Here is a 19304-nt window from a genome sequence, read left to right on the forward strand (position 1 = left end):
CGCGTCGCGCCACCCCGGGCGCCCCGGCTCGACGCGGGCGGCTGACCGGCAGCGCGACCGCCGGGCCGGGCACTCCGGCTGGAGGCGGGCGGCCGACCCGGCGGGGTGCCTAGCGGTAGGTGGGCAGGTATGTCCCCGACGACGGGACGATCACCTTGCCGAGCGGGGCCAGCGACACCGGGATGAGCTTGAGGTTCGCGATGCCCAGGGGGATCCCGATGATGCTCGCGAACATCGGGATGGCCGTCAGCACGTGGCCGATGGCGATCCAGATACCGGCGACGAGCAGCCAGATGACATTGCCCACGGCGGTGAAGCCGTTCGCCGGCCCACCCCGGTTCACCACCGTCTGACCGAAGGGCCACAGCGCGTACAGGCCGATCCTGAACGAGGCGACCCCGAACGGGATCGTGACGATCAGCAGGCAGCAGACGATGCCCGCCAGGAAGTACCCGAGGGCGAGCCAGATGCCGCCGAACAGAAGCCAGATGATGTTCAGGAGTGCGCTCATGCCGCCATTGTTCCGCACACTCGACGACGCCGCATCCACCAGGACGGGGAAAGGCCCCCTACCCGGACGGGCAGGGGGCCTTTCCCTTGTGCTGCAACGGGTCGTGCTAGCGCGGGCGACGGTCGTTCGACGCCGGGGCGCCCGCCCTGCGGGAGCCGGGGGCGCGACGGGCGCCCTCGGTCCGGGGAGCGGACGACGGCGCGTGGCTGCGCTGGCCGCCGGCAGCCGGGGCTCCCGCGGCCGTGCGACGGACGGCGTCGCCGACGCGCTGACCCGAGGCGGGTCGGCGGCTGCGCGTCGACGTCTCCGAGGCCGTACGGGGCTCGTCGGCCCGTCGGCGTCCGCCGGTCTTCGCGGCAGCACCGGCATCCGACCCGAAGCGCGGTGCCTGCGGCTGGTCCTTGCGGCGGTCGGCGCGGTTGCCCTGCGCGGACTGCGGTTCGGCGGAGACGCGGCCGCGTCCACCGCGTCCTCCACGGCCTCCGGCGGTCGGAGCAGCCGCGCCACGGCGGGCGCGCTTGCGCTCGGCGTTGGCACCGGTGGAGGTGCCCTCGCCGCGTGTCGCCTCACGGGTGGCGAGCAGTGCGGCACGGGTGCGGGGATCGATCTTGTCCGCGACGTCGCCGGTCAGGGACAGCACGAGCGGCGAGGTCGCCTTGACGGTCTCGAACGCGACGTCGACCCCGGCGGCCTTCATCAGCTTCTGCACCTCGGACTTCTGCTCGGGCAGGGTGATCGTGACGACCGTTCCCGAGGATCCGGCGCGGGCCGTGCGGCCCGAGCGGTGCAGGTACGCCTTGTGCTCCGTGGGCGGGTCCACGTGGACCACGAGCTCGACGTCGTCCACGTGCACGCCACGGGCTGCGACGTCGGTGGCGACCAGGACGCGGACGTCACCGGAGGAGAACTCGGCCAGGTTCCTGTCCCGGGCGTTCTGGGAGAGGTTGCCGTGCAGGTCGACGGCGGGGATACCGGCATCCGTCAGGGTCTTCGCCAGCTTGCGGGCGTGGTGCTTGGTGCGCATGAAGAGCAGGCGGCGTCCGCTGCCGGAGGCGAGCTGCACGATGAGCTGCTTCTTCTGCGTCTGGTCGCCGATCATCAGCACGTGGTGCTCCATGGTGGTGACCGCGGCCTGGGGGTCGTCGACCGAGTGGGTGACGGGGTTGGTCATGTAGCGGTTGACCACCTTGTCCACACCGTTGTCGAGCGTGGCGGAGAACAGCAGGCGCTGGCCGTCGGCGGGGGTGGTGTCGAGCAGCTTCTTCACGACGGGCAGGAAGCCGAGGTCGGCCATGTGATCGGCCTCGTCCAGGATGGTGATCTCCACGGACTCGAGCGTGATGAGCTTCTGGCGCATCAGGTCCTCGAGACGCCCGGGGCAGGCGATGACGATGTCGACGCCGGCACGCAGCGCCTTCTCCTGGCGCTGCTGGGACACACCGCCGTAGATCACGGTGGTGTTGAGTCCGAGCTGGTTCGCGAGCGGCTCGACGGTGGCGTTGATCTGTGTCGCGAGCTCGCGGGTCGGGGCGAGCACGAGGGCCAGGGGGCGTCCCGGCTTGCGCCGGTACGCCGCTTCCTGCTCGGCGAGGCGGGCGACCATGGGCAGCGCGAAGGCGAGGGTCTTACCCGAGCCGGTGCGGCCGCGGCCGAGGACGTCACGTCCTGCGAGGGAGTCCGGGAGGGACTTCACCTGGATGGGGAACGGTTCGGCGATCCCCTGCGCGGCGAGGTTCTCGACCAGCGCTTTGGGCACACCGAGGGCAGCAAAAGTAGTCATGGAAAGTACACGAACTTTCTTCTCATCTTCCCGGCACCGGGCGGTGCGGGGGTTCGCCGAAGAAAAGTCAGACAGTGTCCACCGCGCTTCCGGTCTCGGAAGCTGGATGCGGGACAAAAGAATGCGTTCTAGCGACGCAGGCTGCGCATCTCACTGGCGGAACCGATCCGCCCTGCGCAGGCAAGTATCCCCAGTTTACCAGCAGTGACGCTCCTGGCCCGCATCGGCGGAGACGGCGCGCCCCCGCACCACGGGAACCGGGCTCCGGGGTCTCGCCCCGGCCCGGCGCATCTGCGAGGGTGGGACCACCAGCGCCGGTACCGTGCCAGGAGGAACCCCCATGACTTCGTCCCCAGCCACCCTGCTCGAGGATGCCCGATCACTCGCGGGTGACATCACCGACCTGCGGCACCGTCTGCACCGCGAGCCGGAGCTGGGCCTGCAGCTGCCGCGCACCCAGGAGAAGGTGCTGGCGGCCCTCGACGGGCTCCCCTACGAGATCACCCTCGGAACGGACACCACCTCGGTCACCGCCGTCCTGCGCGGCGGCGCCGCGCGGGAGGGCGAGGCTCCCGTGGTGCTCCTCCGCGGCGACATGGATGCCCTGCCGGTCCAGGAGGCCGCCGGCGTCCCCTACTCCTCCGAGGTCGCCGGCGTGATGCACGCCTGCGGCCACGACCTGCACACCGCCATGCTCGCCGGGGCCGCCACGCTCCTCGCCGAGCGCCGGGAGCAGCTGGCGGGCGATATCGTGCTCATGTTCCAGCCCGGCGAGGAGGGGCACGACGGCGCCGGCGTCATGATCCGCGAGGGCGTCCTGGATGCCGCAGGCAGGAGGCCCGACGCCGCCTACGGCCTGCACGTGGTGTCCTCGCTCATACCCACCGGGGTGTTCACCAGCCGGTCCGGGCCTCTGATGTCGGCGTCGGACGGGTTGACGATCACGGTCCGGGGCGCGGGCGGGCACGGGTCCTCGCCGCACTCCGCCAAGGACCCGGTGACGGTGGCCGCGGAGATCGTCACGCAGTTGCAGGTCGTGATCACCCGGCAGTTCGACATGTTCGACCCCGTGGTGCTGTCCGTCGGGGTGCTGCGCGCAGGCACGCAGCGCAACATCATCCCGGAGACGGCGCGGATCGAGGCGACCGTCCGCACGTTCTCGGCAGTGAACAGGGACAGGATGGCGGAGGCGGTCCCCCGCCTGGTGCGGCACCTCGTAGCCGCCCACGGGCTCGAGGCGGACGTCGAGTACGTCCACGAGTACCCCGTCACCGTCACCGACCCCGACGAGACGGCACACGCCGAGGCGCAGGTCGGCGCACTGCTCGGGACCGACCGGTACCTCACCATGCCCCGGCCCCTGAGCGGGTCCGAGGACTTCTCCCGCATCCTCGAGGCCGTGCCCGGCAGTTTCGTGTTCCTCTCGGCGGTGACCCCGGGCGTCGAGCCGGTCACGGCACCCTTCAACCACTCGCCGTACGCCGTCTTCGACGACAGCGTCCTCCCCGACGGCGCGGCCCTCTACGCGCAGCTCGCGATCAGCCGCCTCGACGCCGCAGCCGGCGCTGGTCCACACCGGCGATAGGGCGGCGGTCCCCGCCTACTCCGCGATCCGGCGCCGTGTCGCCAGATCTCCGCGGACGGCGAGCTGCTCGGCGACCTCGATCAGCTTGGTGTTGGTCTTCGTGCTCGCGGAGGAGAGCACCAGGAACGCCTCGTGGGCGGTGAGCTTGTGGCGTTCCATGAGGATGCCCTTCGCCTGGCCGATGACGTCCCTGGTGATGAGCGCGGCGTTGAGGTCTGAGATCTCCTGCGCGTCGGAGAGGGCGATCGCGGCGTGGGCCGCGACCAGCAGGCCGACCTGCTCGTAGTCCTCACCGAACTCGCCCACCTCCGCGCCGTACAGGTTCAGCGCACCGAGGTTGTCGTCGTCGACGAAGAGCTGGAAGGAGAGCATGCTGCGCGCTCCGGCGTCCCAGGCACGCCGTGCGAAGTCTGGCCACCGGGGCTCGTCCCTCAGACTCGGTACCCGGACGATGCGTTCACGGAAGACCGCATCGAGACACGGACCCTGCCCGGTCCGGGTCTGCAGGTCGTCGATGATCCGGGGCAGGTCCCCCGACGCGGCCCGCGATTCCACGCGCCGCCGGGCCCGGACGAGGCTGATGGAGCCCTCCGCCGCGGGCGGGATGAGGGACAGGGCGGCGTGGACGATCTCGGCGAGGGTCGAATCCACGTCGGGTTGGCGACGGAGTCCGCGCGCGAGCTCACTCAACTGCAGGGCGAGACCGCCCGTGGCCTCGCCGCCTCCAGCTGCCGCCGGCGCCACCGCATCAGGACCCGTGTTCATGTCGCGCCTCCTCGGGTTCGTCACATCACTCTGCCACTGTCCGCGTGGGCACACCAGTGCATCGCCCCGCGGCGGTGCACCCGATCGACGATGCACAGCGCCCCGATGCGATGACCACCCGGTCCGACGATGGGGTGCCCGGCGCAGCAGCGGATGCGCGGTTCACCCGTGGCGTAGGGATTCCCCGGGCGCTCCTCGCCGGCCGCAGGCCGTGCCCGGCGGCGGTACCGGCGGGCGTGCTGCCGGTAGCCTTGGAGGTGATGGAGCCCTCAGCACAGACCCCCGACCAGCCGCACCGCGCCCAGCCCGTCTCCTTCGTCCGGCGGGGCTCACGCCTCCAGGGCCGGCGCCGCGAGGCCTGGGACGACCTCGCCGAGGACTTCCTCATCGACGTACCGCGCATCGAGAACGCCGACACGTCCGTGGCTCCGGGCTTCGTGTTCGACGCCGGAACCGCCTTCGGGCGGACCGCCCCGCTCGTCGTGGAGGTGGGCTCGGGACTCGGCGAGGCCATCACGCACGCCGCGGAACAGGACCCGGACCGCGACTACCTCGCCCTGGAGGTCTACCGGCCGGGGCTGGCCCAGACGATGCTCCGTATCAGCCAGAAGGACCTGACGAACGTGCGGACCGCTCAGGTCGACGCGGCGGAGGCCTTCGCCGGCATGATCCCGGCGTCCTCCGTCGCGGAACTGTGGACGTTCTTCCCCGACCCCTGGCACAAGGCGCGGCACCACAAGCGGCGGCTCGTCAAGGACGACTACGTGGAGCTGGCCGCGCGCATCCTCGAGCCCGGCGGACTCTTCCGCCTGGCCACGGACTGGTCCAGCTATGCGGTGCAGATGCGCGAGGTCCTCGATGCGAGCGGGCGCTTCGAGAATCTGCACGACGGCGAGCGCGCCGGAGCCGCGAGCCCCCTCACCCAGGTGTGGGAGAGCGGCGTGGAATCGGTGGTGGGCGGCGCCCCGGTGCGTGAGGGACGCGACCCGGTGAGCACCGGCAACACGGGCGTCAACGAGGGCGTCGACGAGCGCGGAGGCTGGGCGCCGCGTTTCGAGGGGCGGACCCTCACGAGCTTCGAGAACAAGGCGATCAAGGCCGGGCGGATGGTCTTCGACCTCACCTACCGGCGTCGCTGACCGACGCCTCCCCGGACGCGTACACCGACAGAAGCAGGGACCATGGGACTCTTCAGCCGCCGGGCACCATCCCGCCGCGGACACGGCAGGGACCCCGTCGCGGCGTTCTGGCAGTGGTGGGCCGAGGACGGCGAGGAACTGCTCACCACAGCCACGAGGGCCGGTGACTTCGACGCCTACGTGGACGTGATGACCCACAGGGTGAGGGCGATCGCCCGGGGCCTGGAGTGGGAGACGCGCACAGGTGTCGGTGCCGAGCACACCCTGTGCCTCTCCAGCGGAGGCGATGCCGCGCTGCGTCCCGTGGCCGAGCGCTGGTACCGGGCGGCGCCGCCGCCGAGCAGGCGCTGGGAATTCATGCCCGCCCGCAGCGCGCGGCCCGACATGCTCGACTCCACCATCACGTACCGCGGCAGGACGTTCGACCTCCGCCGCACCAGGGTCCACGCGGCGGTGACCCGCAAGGGTGACGGGTTCATCGTCTCCGTGTACAACCCCGGGTTCACGGGTCGCTGGGACGACGAGCACGGCCTGTGCGTCCTCGTCCTCGAGTGGCTGCTGGGCGAGGACGACGTCGAACGCTGGGTACGCCGCGTGGACTGCATCGCGACCGACGTCGTGGACAGCATCGCGGCCGTGGACCTGCCGGCGCGGGTGGCCGACCTGGCGGGCACGCTGCCCCCGCCGGCGTGGCTGCTGATGCAGGGGTCACTCGGCGCCGGCGACCCGATCCTGGTGCGGGTCCTGCGCCCGCTGCGGTGGATCGACCACCCGCGCTTCGATCTCCACACGGCGCTGCGGGTCCCCTTCGAGGCCGACGGGCAGGGCCTGCCCCTGCCGGCGGTGCTCGGCGTCCTCGACGATCTCGAGGACACCCTCGTGCGGTCCCTCGGTCACCGTGGGATGCTCGTCGCCGCCGAGACCTCCAGGGGCGTCAGGACCCTCCACTTCTACTCCGATTCGGAGGACCAGAACGGGCGTGACGTGCTCGACGCCGCCGCTCGCGACCGGCGTCCCGTCACCGCCCGGCACTCGCTCGATCCCGGGTGGAGGAAGGTCCAGGACTTCGCGTGACCGGGCACCGGTCCCGGTGGGCTCAGGGAGCCGCCGCCGGCGCTCCGGTGAAGGACTGCAGAGTGATGCTCGCGATGCGCCGCCCTTCGGTGGTGGCGGTATTCACGTCCGTCCCACGCAGGATCATCCCGAGGACCCCGGTGTAGATCAGGACGAGGTGGCGTGCCAGGAGCGCGGCTCCGTCGGCGCCGACGAGGGGAGCCGACAGGTCTTCGAGCCGCCCCAGCAACAGCCGGGTGTCGTCGCCCAGGGTGGCCTCGAGGTCGGGACCCGGGTGCGGGGTCTCCGCGGTGACCCCGAGGAACACGCACCACCGGGAAGGTGTGACCCCCTGCCGATACCGTGCGAGGGCTGCGAAGAGCGCGAGCACCTTCTCCTCGGGGGTGGGCGCCTCGTCGACGCACTCCTGCCAGGTCGTGTCCCACCGGGACAGCCTGCGCTGCAGGGCGTGGGTGATCAGCCCCTCCTTGTTGCCGAAGTGCGCGTACAGCGTCGCCGGTGACACCTGGGCGCGCTCGAGGATCGCATCCACGGGGGTGGCGGTGACACCTCGCGTCGCGGCCAGGTCCTCTGCCGCATCGAGGAGTCGATCTCGCGCTGTCGGTTGTCGTGCCATGGAACAAGGGTATAACGTTCGTTTCAATGAAACGATCGTTACAGTTCGCCACGTCCCGTCGGGACCTCCTCTTCGCCGCATCCGCGGTCTCGCTCATCGCGGTCACCTACGGTCTGGCCCGGCTCGGCTACGGACTGTTCCTGCCCGCCTTCTCGGCGTCGTTCCCGCTGCCGCCCGCGGTGAGCGGCCTGCTGGCCGCGGGTGCGTCGGTCCTCTACTGCGTCTCCGCCGGGATCGGCTTCCGCTTCGCCCAGGGTCATCCGCGGGCGGTGACGCTGCTCGCGGGCCTCTCGGCGGCTCTCGGCAGCATCGGCATCGCCGGCGCCCAGACCACCCCGATCTTCGCCGCAGGGGTCCTGCTCGCCGGCACCGGAGCAGGCTTCGCGTCTCCCGCACTGGTGGAGCTGGTGCAGCGGAACACCGCACCGGAGGCCCGCGGGCGCCTGCAATCGGTGGTCAATTCGGGGACGGGCTTCGGCGTGGTCCTGGCGGGCGCCCTGTCCCTGGTGCTCGGTGAGGCGTGGCGCATGGCATGGGCGCTCGTGGCAGTGCTCGCCGTGACGTCCATGCTCGCCGTCCTGCGGCTCGACGGAAGCGCCGCCGCACCGGCTGCACCACCTCGGCCCGCTCCGTCCCTCGTCGCACGATCGAGCAGGCGCGGGCTGGCCCGGCCGCTGTGTGGGGCCTTCGTCTTCGGGATCGGGTGCGCCGCCGTGTGGGTGTACGGCCGGTCCACGCTCGAGCAGTCGGGCGGTATGAGCGAGGAGTTGTCGGCCGGCGCCTGGATAGCGCTGGGGCTCGGGGGCGCCGGCGCCACCCTGGTGTCGCGTTGGCTCGCCGGCCGCTCCGTCCCAGCCGCCTGGTCGCTGACCACCCTGGCGACGGCGGCGGCCACCGCACTCCTCGGGACGGTACCGGACTCCCTGCTCCTGGCCTACGCGGCCTCCGCCCTGTTCGGACTGGCCTACACGGCGGCGACCTCCGTGCTCATCCTGTGGGCCTCCACCACCGACGCGGGCAGCGCTGCGGGCACGTCGCTGCTGTTCACCTCCCTCGTGCTGGGGCAGGCGGCCGGCGCACCCCTCACCGGATTCCTGCTCCAGCAGGGCGGCGCGACGCTCGCCTTCGCGGTGGCGGCTCTCGCGTGCGCGGCGAGCACCGCTGCCGCCGCGCCGATCCGGGTGAAGGTGCGGGTGGAGTGAGAGGCGAGGCGCCGTCGGTTCAGTCGTCGATGACGGCCAGGCCCCGGCACTGGAGGTCCCCCGCGAGGTCCCCCGCGAGGTCCGCCTTCGTCCCGTGCAGGAACGCTCCCGACTCGTGGAGTTCGAAGGGCTTCGGTCCGTCCGCCGAGGTCACCTCCGATGAATGGCTGTGCCCGCCGGGCCCCTGCTCAGAATGCCGATGACGGCAGGTCGCGCTCGCCGTCCCGGATGGCCGTCACGATGCGTGCGGCGACAGCCACCGGATCCTTGCCCTGCGGCAGCCTCGGCGCCTCCCCTGCGATGGGCCGGCTAGCCAGCCCGGTCTCGGTGTGGGGCGGGCGGGCGTCGAGCACCCGCACCCCCTGCCTGCGCAACTCCAGTGTCAGCGCCTTCCCGTAGGCGCTCAGTCCCGCCTTCGTCGCGGAGTACGCGGCCATGCCCGCCGTCGGGCTCTCTGCGACGACGGCGCTGATCTGCGCGATGAACGAGTCCCGCGCGAGCCGGGGCGCGATCTCGCGCACGAGCCGCATGTAGCCGAGCAGGTTCACGAGCACGAGTTCGTCGAGGGTGTCGTCGTCCACCTCGACGGCGGGACCGAACGCCACGACGCCGGAGGCGAACACCAGCCCGCTCAGTTCGCGCCCGTAGATGGCAGCGGCGATGTCCGCCGGGCCCGTGGGTCTGCCGAGATCGGCAGCGGCGCGGCCCAGGACGGCATCGCCGAGTTCGTCCGCGAGCGCCGCCAGTCTGTCCTCGGAACGGCCCGAGAGCGTGAGCTGGGCGCCCTGGGCCACGAGCTGGCGGGACAGCTCGGCCCCGAGGACTCCCGTCGCACCGACGACGAGGACGTGGGCACCGCTCAGCTCGGTCATGGGCAGAGTGTAGCAACGGCCTTCGGCGTCCTTCCCTTCGCGCCCGGCGGGACGGCACCGGAACGCTACAGTGTGGCCATGGGCGAGATGCAGAGCTGGCAGTCGATGGTGCACGCCAACGCCGCGCGGCTGCTCCGCACCACCGGACGGACACCGGCGGACTGGGCTGCGGAGGCGCGTACTGCGGGGATCGGCACGCGGGAGGATCTCTCGCACTGGCTGAAGGAACAGGGAGTCACCGGATACAACCTGATGAGCGTCGACTGGGAGGTCTTCGGATTGCCGGAGTTCTTCGAGCGGTCGGCGGAGGAGCTCTACGCCGGCCAGTACGCGGACCGTCCGGCCCTCAGGCCCATCGCGGACAGCATCGTGTCCTGGGCCACCGCGACACCGGAGGTCACCATCCAGCTACGCAAGACCTACGTGTCCCTGCAGTCGTCGCGACGGAAGTTCGCGCAGCTCACGCCCACCAGGACCGCCGTGGACCTGGTCTTCCGGCTCGCGATCCCCGGACTGCCCGGGCTCGAGCCGATCCGCACGAACGAACCGTTCGCCTGGCGCCTCCGGCTCAGGCAGCCGGGGGACGTCGATGCCGCCGTCCGGCAGGCGCTCAGCGTTGCACTGGAGGATAGCCTCGGCCGTTCCTCCGCTTGAGCTCCTCGAGCTCCTGCTGGGCGGCGGCCTCCGCCTCGAGTTCCTCGAAGGCCTGCTGCAGGCGCGGTGACGACGGGTCCGTCCAGGACAGTTCCTCACGGGCCTGGGCCTGCGCCTCGAAGCGCCGCACCTCGAGTTCGGCGTTGCGCCGCGCCGCGTCCATCGCGGCCGCCTCCCGCGAGGACGACGCCAGTGCGTCATGAACACCGATCGCAGCCTGGGCCGCCGCGCGGCGGGCCAGCATGGCGTCGTACTCCATGGCGTTCTGCTGCACGCGCTGTTCCAGCCGCTGCACGTCGTCGTGGAGCCGGCGCGCCTGCTGCTCCGCCTCGTGCAACTGCCGGGTGAGGGTCTCGAGGCGACGCCGCGCCGTCATCGATTCGCGGATCGCGGCCCGGGCGGCGTCGTCGTCCCCGCGCTGCACCGCGGCTGCGGCAGCGGCCTCGACCCGGTTGACGTAGTCGGCGGCCTCGTTCGCGGCCAGGCCCACCCGGTGGTGGTGCGCCGCGACGTCCGCTGCCCCCCGGCGCGCCTGGTCGAGGAGGTTGCGCTGCGCCTGCTGGGCGCTCTGCACCTGGATCCGGGGATCCTGCTTGGACTCCTCCGCCGCGGAGCGGTTGGCCTGCACGATCCGCGTGATGCGGCGTTTGATCGACACTCTGGACCCCCGGGGTGATGGTTGGTTGCGGCTACCTGGACTGACCCGTCACCAGGTCTGCCGGTTCCCGTAGCTGTCCCGCCAGGTGGCCATGGCGGAGATCTCGGTGCGGAGGCGGCTGGTGGCCTGCTCGAGCTGCAGCGTGTCGATGGACCGCGAGGTCTGCAGCAGGCTGCGGCGCAGGTCGGCGGACAGTTCATCGAGCGCCCGCGCCTGCGCGGCGAGATCCGCGGTCCACTCCTGCTTCAGTGCCCGGTTCGGCTCACGGTCGGCAGCGCGCAGCAGGGTCTCCAGGGAGGCCGCGGCCTGGTCGATCTCAGCGGCCGCCCGGGGAAGGTCCCCCACGGGGCGTCGCTGCGCCGTCGCTTCGGCGAGGGCGAGGTGCGTGGCACGCGAGGACCGCGTCAGGTCACCGATGAGCCGCGCGGGTTCCCGCGTCAGCCGGTCCGGCGCGTACGCGCGGGCCGCCAGCACGCCGCGGTCCCTCGTGCGCTCGATGATGCGGGAGCGCTTGACCTTGCGGACCACGAGCCACCCGGCCACGCCGGTCCCCGCGCCCACGGCGGTGAGGACCCCGGCGCCGACGACGAGCGCCTGGACGAAGAGATCAAGCATCGTGCAACCCCACGAGGTATTCCATCTCCTTAGTCTGCCCGCGTCCTCCGACATATTCCACCCGCGGCCGTGCGCGGCCGCGGGCGACCGCTCACCGGCGGCGGCTAGTTCGCCGTCCGCGCCGTGTCGGGGCGCCACACGACGAGCGCCTGGCTGCGCGGGCGGGGGCGCTGGCCGCGGGCCAGTGTGACGACGTCGCCCGCCAGCCCGGCGGCGAAGACCCGGCTCGATTCGGCGTGGAGGCGGCGGGACGCCAGCTCGGAGGACAGCTCCGTGACGCGCGCCTGCAGTGCGGCTACCTGGTTCTCGAGTTCGAGGATGCGCCGGATGCCCTCGAGGGACACCCCCTCCTGCGACAGGCGCTGGATCTCGCGCAGCGTCCCGACGTCCTTCTGCGAGTAGCGCCTGGCCCTGCCGGGTGCCCGGCTGGGCGTCACGAGGCCCAGCCGGTCGTACTGGCGCAGGGTCTGCGGGTGCATGTCGGCGAGTTCGGCGGCCACGGAGATCACATAGATCGGCAGCGTGTAGTCCATGGCGGGCCTCCTTCCGTCGCCGGGGCTCCCGGCGGTCGCTCAAATGTACTCTTTACAGGCGCGCCTTCGCGGCGAGGCCCGCCCGCGGATCCGCGTCCCGCGTAGCAGCCCGGAAGGCCTCGACGGCGGCCTCGGCCTCCTTGGACAGATTCTGCGGGACGACGACGTCGACGGTGACGAGCAGGTCCCCCGTGGCCTTGGCGGTCTTCACGCCCCTGCCCTTGAGGCGCAGGGTCCTGCCCGACGGCGTCCCGGCGGGGATCCTCATCTTCACCAACTCACCGGTGAGGGTCGGGACGTCGATCTCGGCGCCGAGGGACGCCTCGGGGAAGCTGACGGGGACGTGCACGCGGATGTTGTCGCCGTCGCGCTTGAACAGCGGATGCTCCTTCACGGCGACGGTGACCATGAGGTCGCCGGGGCCGCTCTGCCCCGGCTGCCCCTTGCCCTTCACCCGGACCTTCTGTCCGTCGCGGATACCGGCCGGGATGCGGACGTCGATCTGCTCGCCCGAGGGTTCACGCAGGCCGATGGTGGTCCCGTTGATGGAGCCCGCGAAGGAGATGGACGTGCTGGCCGTGCGGTCGGCGCCCTTCTGGGGGCGCGTGGACTGGAAGCCGCCCGGGAATCCGTTGCCACCGCCGCCGAACAGGTCGGCGAACTCGGGGGGAAGGTCGCTGTTGGAGAAGCCGGTGCGCTGACGGGTCCCGGTCCCCTGGCCGAAGAGGTTCCCGAAGATGTCCTCGAACCCCGCACTGCCGCCGGCACTTCCACCGGCACCGCCGGCGGAGAAGCGCGCTCCCCCGCCCATCGCGCGGATGGCGTCGTACTGCTGGCGCTGCTCGGCGTCGGACAGCACGGAGTAGGCCTCCGAGACGTCCTTGAACGTCTTCTCGGACGCGGCATCACCCTGGTTCTGGTCGGGGTGGTACTTGCGGGCGAGCTTCCGGTACGCCTTCTTGATGTCGGTGTCGGACGCGTCCTTGGAAACACCCAGGATCTTGTAGAAATCCTTGTCCACCCAATCCTGACTGGCCAACGGGCGTCTCCTTTCCTAGGTACTACTGAAACGTGGGGCCGGGTTGCACGATCCCGAAGGGATCACACAACCCGGGAGCGCTGCGCGGAGTGCCGAGGAAGGCGGCTTCAATCTTTCCCAGCGAGCTCTAGCGAGCCGGGAAATTTCGTTGCCGCCGTTCGGCATCCGCGCAGCGCGGTAAGAACTACTCAGGCACCGCTACGATGACCTGCGCGGCCCGGAGGACGCGCTCGCCCTTGCGGTAGCCCGCGCGGAGGATCTGGCTGACGCTATCAGCCTGGACGTCCGCACTCGGCTGCTGCATGAGCGCTTCGTGGATGTTCGGGTCGAAGGCGACGCCGACCTCGTCGATCCGGGTGAGCTCGTACGTCCGGAGGGCGTTCTCGAGCTTGCCCGCGATCGCCGCGAAGGGTCCCTCGGCGAGGTCGCCGTGCTGGCGCGCGGCGTCGATGTCGTCGAGGACGGGCATCAGCGTGTTGATGACGCCGATGACGGCCTGGTCGCGTGCAACATCCCGGTCGCGTTCAACACGGCGTCGGTAGTTCACGTACTCGGCCTGCAGGCGGAGCAGGTCGTTGCGGAGCTCCGCGACGACGTCCACGGCCGGATTGCTCGCCCCGTCGGCGCCGGCCTCGTTCAGGATCGCCTCGGCCTGAGCCAGGGCGTCGCCCTCCGTGCTGTCGCCGGTGGGACCTGCCTGCACTCCGGCCGCGGATTCCTCCGCGGCCGGAGTACCGGCGTCGTTCTGCTGCCCACGGACTTCGCCCGTCTCAGGGGCGATCGGCTCGGACTCGTGCTCTTCTTCGTTTCCGTGGTGCGGCATGGCTACTTCTTCTCGTTGGTGTCTTCGTCGACCACCTCGGCGTCGACGATGTCCTCGTCGGTGCCTGCGGAGGCCGGCTGGTCGTCGGCGGGTGCGCCGGCTGCGGAGCCTGCGTCCTGCTGGGCGGAGGCGTAGATCGCTTCGCCGAGCCTGGACTGCGAGGACTGCAGCTTCTCGAAGGCCGACTTCACCTCGGCGTCGTTGTCCTGCGACTCAAGTGCCTTCTTCAGGGCGTCGACGTCGGCCTGGACCTCGGTGCGGACGTCCTCGGGCAGCTTGTCCGAGTTGTCGGCGATGAGCTTGTCCACCGAGTAGGCGAGCTGCTCGGCACCGTTGCGGGTGTCGGCGGCCTCGCGGCGCTGCTTGTCCTCGGCTGCGTGCTCCTCGGCCTCGCGCACCATGCGGTCGATGTCCTCCTTGGAGAGCGACGAACCGCCCGTGATGGTCATCGACTGCTCGGTGCCCGTGCCCTTGTCCTTGGCGGACACGTGCACGATGCCGTTGGCGTCGATGTCGAAGGTGACCTCGACCTGCGGGACGCCGCGCGGTGCCGGCGCGATGCCGGTCAGCTCGAACGTGCCCAGCGGCTTGTTGTCCCGGGTGAACTCGCGCTCGCCCTGGAAGACCTGGATGGCCACGGACGGCTGGTTGTCGTCAGCGGTGGTGAAGGTCTCGCTGCGCTTGGTCGGGATGGCCGTGTTGCGCTCGATGAGCTTGGTCATCATGCCGCCCTTGGTCTCGATGCCGAGGGACAGCGGGGTGACGTCGATCAGCAGGACGTCCTTGCGCTCGCCCTTCAGCACGCCGGCCTGCAGCGCGGCACCGACGGCCACGACCTCGTCCGGGTTGACGCCCTTGTTGGGCTCCTTGCCACCGGCGAGCTCCTTCACGAGTTCGCTGACCGCGGGCATGCGGGTGGATCCGCCGACGAGGACGATGTGGTCGATGTCGGAGACCTTGATGCCGGCCTCGGCGATGACGTCCTGGAACGGCTTCTTGGTGCGGTCCAGCAGGTCCTTGGTCAGGTCCTGGAACTTGGCACGCGACAGGTGCTCGTCGAGGTGGACGGGGCCGTCCGCGGTGACCGAGAGGTACTGCAGCGAGATGTTGGTGGACGTCGCCGAGGACAGTTCCTTCTTGGCCTGCTCTGCGGCCTCCTTGAGGCGCTGCAGCGCGATCTTGTCCTTGGAGAGATCGGCGCCCTTGGCCTTGGCCTGCGAGAGCAGGTAGTCGACGACGCGCTGGTCCCAGTCGTCGCCGCCGAGGCGGTTGTCACCGGACGTGGAGCGGACCTGGATGGTGGAGAACGCGTCCTCGTCCTTGCCGACCTCGAGGAGGGAGACGTCGAACGTGCCGCCGCCGAGGTCGAACACGAGGATGAGCTCGTCCTCCTTGCCCTTGTCCAGACCGTAGGCGAGGGCCGCGGCGGTGGGCTCGTTGACGATGCGCAGCACCTTGAGGCCCGCGATCTCGCCGGCCTCCTTGGTGGCCTGCCGCTCGGCGTCGTTGAAGTAGGCGGGGACGGTGATCACGGCGTCGGTGACCTTCTCGCCGAGGTAGCTCTCGGCATCCGTCTTGAGCTTCTGGAGGATGCGCGCCGAGATCTCCTGCGGGGTGTACTTCTTCGCATCGATGTCGACGCTCCAGTCGGTGCCCATGTGGCGCTTGACCGAGGAGATGGTGCGGTCGATGTTGTTGACGGCCTGGCGCTTGGCGATCTCGCCGACCAGGACCTCGCCGGCCTTGGAGAAGGCGACGATCGACGGCGTGGTGCGCGCGCCCTCGGCGTTGGCGATGACGGTGGGCTCGCCACCCTCGAGGACCGAGACGACCGAGTTGGTGGTTCCGAGGTCAATACCTACTGCACGTGACATGCAAGTTCCTTTCGACTGCCCGGGATTTGCGAGGCGCTCATCCGCCGGGCGCGTGGATTGAGCGTTCTGCACTCAACTATAGTCCTGCACAGCCGGAGATCAAAATGAAGTTGAGCCATGAGGACTCAACTTGCACTATGCCGCCGGTACGGCGGTGATGAGTCCTTCGCGGAAAGCGTCGACGAAGAGGGCATGATCCCGCCGCACCGTCTCGGCGTAGGCCTCGCCGAATCCCACCAGGTCTGCGATGAACTCCTCGCGCGCGTCACCGACGGCGGCGAGGATCGCGGTCTCCGTGCGGAACGGCACGAGGTCGTGGTCGCTGTCCTCGTCGGTCGAGCAGTGGATCTTCGCGGTGGCCTGCCCGAGCGCTTCGAGCACGGGCACCATCTGCTCGGGTTCCGTGAGGTCCTCCCAGGAGAGATCCCGCTTGTAGGGGGACAGTTCCGACACCACGAAGGAGACGCCACGGATCGAGGTGTAGCCGAGGAACGGGTCCGTGTGGGTCTGCAGCGAGCGCTGGCTCACGACGGCGCGGTGCCCGTCGTCGTGGAAGAAACCGCGGACGCGCTCGTCGTCCACGATCCGGCTGGGCGCGGCGATGTTCGACTGCTTCATCGTGAGGATGATGTCGTTCTCCTGCGCCTCGTCGAAGCCCTCGATCAGCACGTTGTAGGTGGGCAGCCCCGCACTCCCGATCCCGAAGCCCTTCTTCCCCACGATCCCCTTGACCCGGTAGAACACGCGACGGCGGGAGCGCTCGCCGTCGGGGATGGTGGCGAGGTAGCGCTCGAACGCGTCCGACACCTCCGCGGACTCCTCGCCTCCCAGCACCCGGATCGATCCGTCGTCGCGGAACTGGCGCTCGTCGTCCTCGATCAGCGTGAGGGAGTCGAGCAGGCGCGTCCGCCGCGCGGCGCGGGCCTGCTGCAGGACCCGGTGGATGGTGCCCTCGGTGTTGTCCAGCCCGAAGGCGAAGGCCGACTGCTCGTCGTCCACGTAGTCCCCGACCCGGCCCAGGTACGCCTCGAGGTAGGTGCGGGACAGGTCGCGCACCGCCCGCGACGGCAGCGCCTTCTGCCAGCACAGCAGCGTCAGCGATGCAACGAACCGGCGCAGGTCCCAGGAGAAGTGGCCCACGTACGCCTCGTCGAAGTCGTTGACGTCGAACGTGAGCCGTCCCTCGTTGCTCATGTAGGTGCCGAAGTTCTCGGCGTGCAGGTCGCCGTGGATCCACACGCGACCCGTGCGCCCGTCCGCCCACCTGTCGTCGAGCCCTGCCATGTCGGTGTAGAACAGCGACGCGCTGCCGCGGTAGAAGGCGTAGGGGTCCGCCGCCATCTTCCGGAACCGCGCCCGGAAGGCGAGGGGGTCGGCGACCATGAGGTCCTGGTGCGCCTCCACGAGGGTGTTCACGATGTGCTGCTGACGGGGCTCGGTGGCTGCCATCAGACCACGGTACGCGCGTCGCCCGGGCGGAGCGTGCCCGGGCAGGGTCAGCGGCCCACGAGGACGGGCTGCCGGGCTCCCGGGGCGGACGCACGCCGCGCCTTCAGGAACCCGTCCACCACGTCCCAGGCGGTGATGAGGACCACGACCGCGGTCACGATGGAGCCGACCGTCCAGCCGCCGCCCGTCGCGACCGCGGGACCCCATCCGACGGCGTCGACGAAGGCCGGGTTGAGCAGCCTTCCACCGGACCACAGGAGGACCGCGGGCACCGCGAAGGCGAGGGCGAGGGCGAGGTTCACGACGGCGGCCGGCCAGGACCAGTCCCGCAGGTACAGCCAGACCGCGAAACCCGCCTCGAGGACGATCAGCCCCAGGAACCACGGGAGCCAGAAGGACCACAGTGCCGGGTCGAGCAGGGGGATCGCACTGCCGTCGTCGGCGTTGACCACGGAGCGGACCTGCTGCCAGAGGATGGCGCCGGCGAAGACGGCGAGGAACACCAGTGACGCGACGAGCTCGGGCAGGCGCGCATGGCGCGAGCGGTCGGGCAGGGCGGGGAGGGTGTCGGGGGACCACCCCAGCCCCGTGCCGGGGACCCCCGTCCGCTCCAGGATGACGAACACGAGCGTGCTCCAGAACCCGATGTGCACCGTGACGTTCAGCGCCGTCGTGACAGCGCCGCCGATCGCCGCACCGACCTCACCCTGGCTCAGGAACTGCACGAGGAACACCGCGGCGGTGGAGATGGGGACGACGACGGCGAGGAGCGTCCTCAGGAGCCGGAGCCAGTCGAGGTAGTAGCGCGGCCCGATCAGCGTGAGGGGCCGGTCCACGTAGTCGGCCGCGAGGCGCTCCGGGTCCCCCAGCTGGAGCAGCGCCGAGCGCTCCGCGGCGGCGGGGTCCTCACCGGCGGCGAGGCGGGCGTCGACCGCGCCACCGATCATCTCCCTGATCTCGGGCTCGATATCGGCGCGGTGGGTATCGGGCACGGTGCGGACGGCGGCCCAGACGTAGCGATCGGTCAACGTTGTCATGGCAGTTCCCCTTCAGCGAGGCGGTGCAGCGATGCGGTCAGCCGATCCCAGTCGGCGGAGAGGGTGGCGGCGAGGTCGTCGCCGGCCGGGCTCGTCCGGTAGAACTTGCGGGGACGGGACTCGGCGGTGTTCCACTCGCTCGTCAGCAGGCCCTGCTTCTCGAGGCGCCGCAGGAGTGGATAGAGCGTGTTCGCGTCGACCTGGATGTCCAGGCCTTCGAGCGCTTCGAGGAGCGCGTACCCGTAGTCGGGGGTGCGCAGCCGGGTGAGGCAGGCCAGGACGACCGTCCCGCGCCGCAGCTCCTGCAGGTGTCCGGCAGTTCGGTCGTCATCGCTCGCCATGGCTGGAACTATAGTGTGCGTCGCACACTATAGCAAGAGGCACAATGGCGTCCTCACGCGCGATGAGAAAGAAGCCCCCACGCCGTCCACCCTGCATCCCAGCGACCTAGGAGGCACCCATGCACCCCGACACGACCAGGACCACCGGCGCCTCACCCGCGGCACGTGCGATCCCCGCGGCGGAACTCGCACTCCCCGGCAGCAGGACACGCCGCTTCGAGGGCGAGGCACACGGCTCCGCCGTCTCCTACTTCGCGGTGGACAACGACCCCGGTCACACCGTCGCCCTGCACCGGCACCCGTACGTCGAGACGTGGGTGGTCCTCGAGGGGCACGTGCGCTTCACGGTCGGGACGGCAGGGCTCTCGGGAGCGGCGGGCGACACCGTCGTGGCACCGGCCGGCGAATGGCACGGCTTCACGAACGACGGCGACGGCCCGCTGCGGATGCTGTGCATCCATGCGTCCCCGCGCATCATCCAGGAATGGAAGGAGGGTGCCATACTGTCCGGCATGGACCTCGAACAGTGGTGGAACGGCGTCATGCCGCAGACCCGGGACTGGCTGACCGCCCACAACGGTGAGGCGCTGACCCCCGAGGTGGTGGCGGACATCAGCAGCGCGGGCGGCCTCGTGGCCGCCGACTCCTGGTGGATGGGTGAGCGCGGCCCCGACGGCATGTTCCTCTCGGACGCGGCGACGGACTGGATCGAGGAGCGCGCCAACACCGAGGAGTAG

The 19304-nt window shown here is 70.7% G+C and carries 21 protein-coding genes; 6 read left to right on the forward strand and 15 right to left on the reverse strand.

Features of this window, described 5'->3' with window-relative positions; genetic code table 11:
- Positions 1 to 109: 109 nt before the first annotated feature.
- Both CI785_RS08505 and CI785_RS08510 read right to left on the reverse strand, forming a co-directional pair.
- Complete coding sequence (locus CI785_RS08505; protein ID WP_105031681.1) at positions 110 to 511, reverse strand: YccF domain-containing protein; 402 nt, start codon at positions 509 to 511, stop codon at positions 110 to 112.
- A gap of 106 nt (positions 512 to 617) precedes the next feature.
- A complete protein-coding gene (locus CI785_RS08510) occupies positions 618 to 2291 on the reverse strand; it encodes a DEAD/DEAH box helicase (protein ID WP_105031682.1) in 1674 nt (557 codons plus the stop codon).
- A 340-nt stretch (positions 2292 to 2631) separates the two neighbouring features.
- On the opposite strand from CI785_RS08510, the gene CI785_RS08515 reads away from it, so the two are divergent.
- Positions 2632 to 3876: a M20 metallopeptidase family protein gene (locus CI785_RS08515; RefSeq protein WP_105031683.1), complete on the forward strand. Its 1245-nt coding sequence runs from the start codon at positions 2632 to 2634 to the stop codon at positions 3874 to 3876.
- A gap of 15 nt (positions 3877 to 3891) precedes the next feature.
- Here the strand turns inward: CI785_RS08515 and CI785_RS08520 are convergent, their stop codons facing one another.
- Positions 3892 to 4641: a GAF and ANTAR domain-containing protein gene (locus CI785_RS08520; protein ID WP_105031684.1), complete on the reverse strand. Its 750-nt coding sequence runs from the start codon at positions 4639 to 4641 to the stop codon at positions 3892 to 3894.
- A 260-nt stretch (positions 4642 to 4901) separates the two neighbouring features.
- On the opposite strand from CI785_RS08520, the gene trmB reads away from it, so the two are divergent.
- Together trmB and CI785_RS08530 are read left to right on the forward strand one after the other, a co-directional pair.
- Positions 4902 to 5780 carry a tRNA (guanosine(46)-N7)-methyltransferase TrmB gene (trmB, locus tag CI785_RS08525; RefSeq protein ID WP_105031685.1) on the forward strand — a complete coding sequence of 293 codons (879 nt, stop codon included), beginning with the start codon at positions 4902 to 4904 and terminating at the stop codon, positions 5778 to 5780.
- 42 nt (positions 5781 to 5822) lie between these two features.
- Positions 5823 to 6854, forward strand: a complete 1032-nt coding sequence (locus tag CI785_RS08530; protein WP_105031686.1) for a DUF695 domain-containing protein — start codon at positions 5823 to 5825, stop codon at positions 6852 to 6854.
- Between the two features lie 22 nt (positions 6855 to 6876).
- Here CI785_RS08530 and CI785_RS08535 read toward each other — a convergent pair whose 3' ends face one another.
- The gene (locus CI785_RS08535; protein ID WP_170068226.1) at positions 6877 to 7470 is read right to left on the reverse strand and encodes a TetR/AcrR family transcriptional regulator; all 594 of its coding nucleotides are present in this window, start codon (positions 7468 to 7470) and stop codon (positions 6877 to 6879) included.
- A gap of 26 nt (positions 7471 to 7496) precedes the next feature.
- On the opposite strand from CI785_RS08535, the gene CI785_RS08540 reads away from it, so the two are divergent.
- On the forward strand, positions 7497 to 8672 hold the full coding sequence (locus CI785_RS08540; RefSeq protein ID WP_105031687.1) for an MFS transporter: 1176 nt from the start codon (positions 7497 to 7499) through the stop codon (positions 8670 to 8672).
- Between the two features lie 19 nt (positions 8673 to 8691).
- On the opposite strand, the gene CI785_RS17640 is transcribed toward CI785_RS08540, so the two are convergent.
- Both CI785_RS17640 and CI785_RS08550 read right to left on the reverse strand, forming a co-directional pair.
- Positions 8692 to 8826: a hypothetical protein gene (locus tag CI785_RS17640; protein WP_276308018.1), complete on the reverse strand. Its 135-nt coding sequence runs from the start codon at positions 8824 to 8826 to the stop codon at positions 8692 to 8694.
- A 34-nt stretch (positions 8827 to 8860) separates the two neighbouring features.
- Positions 8861 to 9544: an SDR family NAD(P)-dependent oxidoreductase gene (locus CI785_RS08550; protein ID WP_105031688.1), complete on the reverse strand. Its 684-nt coding sequence runs from the start codon at positions 9542 to 9544 to the stop codon at positions 8861 to 8863.
- 78 nt (positions 9545 to 9622) lie between these two features.
- Here CI785_RS08550 and CI785_RS08555 point away from each other — a divergent pair, with 78 nt between their 5' ends.
- Positions 9623 to 10198 (forward strand): DUF5655 domain-containing protein, encoded by a 576-nt coding sequence (locus tag CI785_RS08555; RefSeq protein WP_105031689.1) that lies wholly within the window; start codon positions 9623 to 9625, stop codon positions 10196 to 10198.
- On the opposite strand, the gene CI785_RS08560 is transcribed toward CI785_RS08555, so the two are convergent.
- The 9 genes from CI785_RS08560 to CI785_RS08600 all read right to left on the reverse strand — a co-directional run bounded on the left by CI785_RS08560 (position 10155) and on the right by CI785_RS08600 (position 18567).
- Complete coding sequence (locus CI785_RS08560; protein WP_105031690.1) at positions 10155 to 10856, reverse strand: PspA/IM30 family protein; 702 nt, start codon at positions 10854 to 10856, stop codon at positions 10155 to 10157. The two genes, CI785_RS08555 and CI785_RS08560, sit on opposite strands and share 44 nt — an antisense overlap.
- Positions 10857 to 10904: 48 nt before the next feature.
- Positions 10905 to 11471, reverse strand: a complete 567-nt coding sequence (locus tag CI785_RS08565) for a hypothetical protein (RefSeq protein ID WP_105031691.1) — start codon at positions 11469 to 11471, stop codon at positions 10905 to 10907.
- A 104-nt stretch (positions 11472 to 11575) separates the two neighbouring features.
- Complete coding sequence (locus CI785_RS08570; protein ID WP_105031692.1) at positions 11576 to 12004, reverse strand: heat shock protein transcriptional repressor HspR; 429 nt, start codon at positions 12002 to 12004, stop codon at positions 11576 to 11578.
- A gap of 52 nt (positions 12005 to 12056) precedes the next feature.
- Positions 12057 to 13043, reverse strand: a complete 987-nt coding sequence (locus tag CI785_RS08575) for a DnaJ C-terminal domain-containing protein (RefSeq protein WP_105031693.1) — start codon at positions 13041 to 13043, stop codon at positions 12057 to 12059.
- 184 nt (positions 13044 to 13227) lie between these two features.
- On the reverse strand, positions 13228 to 13866 hold the full coding sequence (locus tag CI785_RS08580) for a nucleotide exchange factor GrpE (RefSeq protein WP_105031694.1): 639 nt from the start codon (positions 13864 to 13866) through the stop codon (positions 13228 to 13230).
- 2 nt (positions 13867 to 13868) lie between these two features.
- Entirely contained in the window at positions 13869 to 15740 is a 1872-nt protein-coding gene (dnaK, locus tag CI785_RS08585) for a molecular chaperone DnaK (RefSeq protein WP_105031695.1), read from the reverse strand.
- Between the two features lie 135 nt (positions 15741 to 15875).
- Positions 15876 to 17189: a DUF2252 domain-containing protein gene (locus tag CI785_RS08590; protein WP_105031696.1), complete on the reverse strand. Its 1314-nt coding sequence runs from the start codon at positions 17187 to 17189 to the stop codon at positions 15876 to 15878.
- A gap of 47 nt (positions 17190 to 17236) precedes the next feature.
- The gene (locus CI785_RS08595; RefSeq protein WP_105031697.1) at positions 17237 to 18226 is read right to left on the reverse strand and encodes a permease prefix domain 1-containing protein; all 990 of its coding nucleotides are present in this window, start codon (positions 18224 to 18226) and stop codon (positions 17237 to 17239) included.
- Positions 18223 to 18567 (reverse strand): PadR family transcriptional regulator, encoded by a 345-nt coding sequence (locus tag CI785_RS08600; RefSeq protein WP_105031698.1) that lies wholly within the window; start codon positions 18565 to 18567, stop codon positions 18223 to 18225. Before CI785_RS08600 ends, CI785_RS08595 begins: the two co-directional genes overlap by 4 nt.
- Positions 18568 to 18686: 119 nt before the next feature.
- Here CI785_RS08600 and CI785_RS17495 point away from each other — a divergent pair, with 119 nt between their 5' ends.
- Positions 18687 to 19304: a cupin domain-containing protein gene (locus CI785_RS17495; protein WP_240615095.1), complete on the forward strand. Its 618-nt coding sequence runs from the start codon at positions 18687 to 18689 to the stop codon at positions 19302 to 19304.

The organism is Arthrobacter ruber (genome assembly GCF_002954225.1).
GTDB lineage: Bacteria > Actinomycetota > Actinomycetes > Actinomycetales > Micrococcaceae > Arthrobacter_D > Arthrobacter_D ruber.